The organism is Streptomyces sp. NPDC057438 (genome assembly GCF_042802995.1).
Taxonomy (GTDB): Bacteria; Actinomycetota; Actinomycetes; order Streptomycetales; family Streptomycetaceae; genus Streptomyces.
In genome coordinates, this window is record NZ_JBHVDD010000189.1 from 1 (window position 1) to 2,414 (window position 2,414).

The window sequence follows — 2,414 nt, forward strand, 5'->3', positions numbered from 1 at the left end:
GCGGGAAGCCGGGCGGCCGTCGACGTTTCGGGCGTAGCCTCTATTCCTGCGCGTGCCGGATGGCGTCCAACACGATGTGCGCCACATGGTCGTCGGTGAGGCTGTACTGCGTCTCGCGGGCCTGGCGCCGGGCCGTGACGATCCGGGAGGTACGCAGAACGCGCAGATGCTGGGAGACCAGCGGCTGACTCACGCCCAGCGCGGCCACCAGTTCGTGCACACACTTCCCGCCCTCGGCCAGTTCGCGGACGATGCCCACACGCACAGGCGACGCCAGGGCGCGGAGCAGGTCACTCGCCGCCTGCAGGGACTGCAGCGGATCATCCGCAGGAGAAGGGGAGGGCATCGTCACATGCAAATATTAGCATATGGCAATGGTTCCCACTGCCGCTAGGGAGCGACACGCGTGACGCCGCACCCCCTACGGGCGGAGTCAGTGATCGTCCCAGTGGCCTTCGTGGGCGGCGTGACGGTGGCCGTCATGCACGTAGTCGGTGTGATCCCCGTGCGGCACGGCGACATGCCCGCACCCCTCGCCGTGCTGATGGTCGTGACCGTCATGGGCGGCGTGGCCGACAGCGGCACACTCGTCGACGTGATCGCCATGGGCCCGGTGGAGGTGACCGTCGTGCGCGAAGTCGGTGTGGTCGCCGTGCGGGAAGGCGACATGTCCGCAGTTCTCGCCATGGGCGTGCACGTGATCCTCGTGCGTGCGGTGGTCGGTGGCGGTGGTCATGGAAGCTCCTTGCATGTCTCTGGTCGCCCGTGGTCTCGTACCGGGCGATCTATTGCGACATTAACATATAGCGATCTGTGCATACGTGACAGGGCCTCCTCGGGCAATCCGCACACAGGCAACCCCATCTCCACTTCCGGGCGCACTCGAGGGCGACAACCGTTGAGACTGGAGCCGCCGCTTCGAATCCCCACCCGAGGGTGCCCAGGGGGCACCTTCGGGAGTAGGTTGGCGATAACGACAATCGTTTTTATTACTCGGGGGTCCCCCATGACCGAGCAACAGACCACCATCGGAGAGGTGTTCAGCGCAGGCGCTGAGGAGTTCCACGGCTGGTCGCCCATGCTCTGGGACCAGGTCGGGCAGGCCACGGCGGAGGTATCGGCTCCCTCGCTCGGCGAGCGGGTGTTCGACGCCTGCTGCGGGGCCGGGGCATCGGCACTGGCCGCGGCTCGTATGGTCGGCCCCGGCGGACTGGTCGACGCGGTCGACCTTTCCGGGGCCCTTGTGGCCATCGGCGAGCGGCGCGCGGGGGAAGAGGGCCTGGGGAACCTGCGGTTCCACGAGCACGATGTGACGGCGTGGGAAGCACCGGACGGCGGCTATGACCTGGTGCAGTGCGCCCTGGGCGTGTTCTTCTTCCCCGACATGGACCGCGACACCGCCAAGCTCGGGGCTCTACTGCGGCCAGGTGGGCGGCTTGCGGTGACCGTGTGGGAGAAGGGGGCCCTCGGTGGCTGGGGACAGGCGTTCAAGGCCGCGGTCGAGACGGAGCGCGAGTGGCCGGGGTCGCCCCAGTCGGACCAGTTGGCCCGGATCGACACCCCCCACGGCCTCGCCTGCTGGCTGGAGGGCCTGGGCCTGAGCAGTCCCCAGGTCGTACGCCGAGACTTCGCAGTGCCGCTCACCCCTGCCGGCGCCTGGGATCTGGCGGTGGGCAGCGGCACCCGCGCCCTGCTCACCGGGCTGGCCCCGGCCGCCGTGGAAAGCATCCGCGCGCACTTCACCGCCGCGTTGGAGGCAGCGTCGGTGACGGACCTGGACGTGCGGATCCTGACCGGAACGGCCGTGGCATGACCCGGAGGCCGCATCACACCGCCGCCCAGCCGGCTGCCGAGGGCTTCACGGCCGCAGTCTGCCGGGCCGAGGAAGGTTGCGGCGCGGGGGACGGCCGTGTCCTCGAAGCGCTGCGCGCCGCGCCCCGGCAGGTGCATTGCGGGCTGCTGGTCGCCACCGGCTGCCTGGGACGGCATCTGCACTGCCCGCACCACGAAGGCAACCAGGTACCGCGCGCCGGCCACCGCGTGGTGATCCAGCCGTGCACCACAGACCGTACGCCGCTCGGACCCGCCCTGGCCTTCGGCCCGCTCACGGACCCGGTGCAGGCCGAGGCACTGGCCAACTGGCTGGCGGAGGGCCTGCGGCAAGGACGCCGCCCTCCACGCCCTCTGCTGGCCGTACGTCCGTCGCGCCCCCCGGAGCAGTAGCGGCACCCGGCTGCCGCAGCCGCACCTCTCCCACACGCACCCCTCGAACCCGTCCGGCGAACGCGACGTCCGGCCCGCGTGGTACGCGGGCCGGCCGGCGGTGGCCCCCGCCCCCGGGGCACGGGGCCGCGCCCACCGCGCGGCCGGCGTGCTAGGCCAAAATCCCCGGCCCCGGTGCCCGGCAACAGGGG

4 protein-coding genes are annotated in these 2,414 nt (G+C 70.9%); 2 read left to right on the top strand and 2 right to left on the bottom strand.

What is annotated here, in order from left to right:
* Positions 1 to 40: 40 nt before the first annotated feature.
* Positions 41 to 346, bottom strand: a complete 306-nt coding sequence (locus ACFU5F_RS42220) for an ArsR/SmtB family transcription factor (protein ID WP_383898989.1) — start codon at positions 344 to 346, stop codon at positions 41 to 43.
* Positions 347 to 433: 87 nt separating this feature from the next.
* Entirely contained in the window at positions 434 to 736 is a 303-nt protein-coding gene (locus ACFU5F_RS42225) for a hypothetical protein (protein WP_383898984.1), read from the bottom strand.
* Between the two features lie 270 nt (positions 737 to 1,006).
* On the opposite strand from ACFU5F_RS42225, the gene ACFU5F_RS42230 reads away from it, so the two are divergent.
* Both ACFU5F_RS42230 and ACFU5F_RS42235 read left to right on the top strand, forming a co-directional pair.
* Positions 1,007 to 1,813, top strand: a complete 807-nt coding sequence (locus ACFU5F_RS42230; protein WP_383898986.1) for a class I SAM-dependent methyltransferase — start codon at positions 1,007 to 1,009, stop codon at positions 1,811 to 1,813.
* Entirely contained in the window at positions 1,810 to 2,223 is a 414-nt protein-coding gene (locus ACFU5F_RS42235; RefSeq protein WP_383898988.1) for a hypothetical protein, read from the top strand. Before ACFU5F_RS42230 ends, ACFU5F_RS42235 begins: the two co-directional genes overlap by 4 nt.
* Positions 2,224 to 2,414 lie beyond the last annotated feature (191 nt).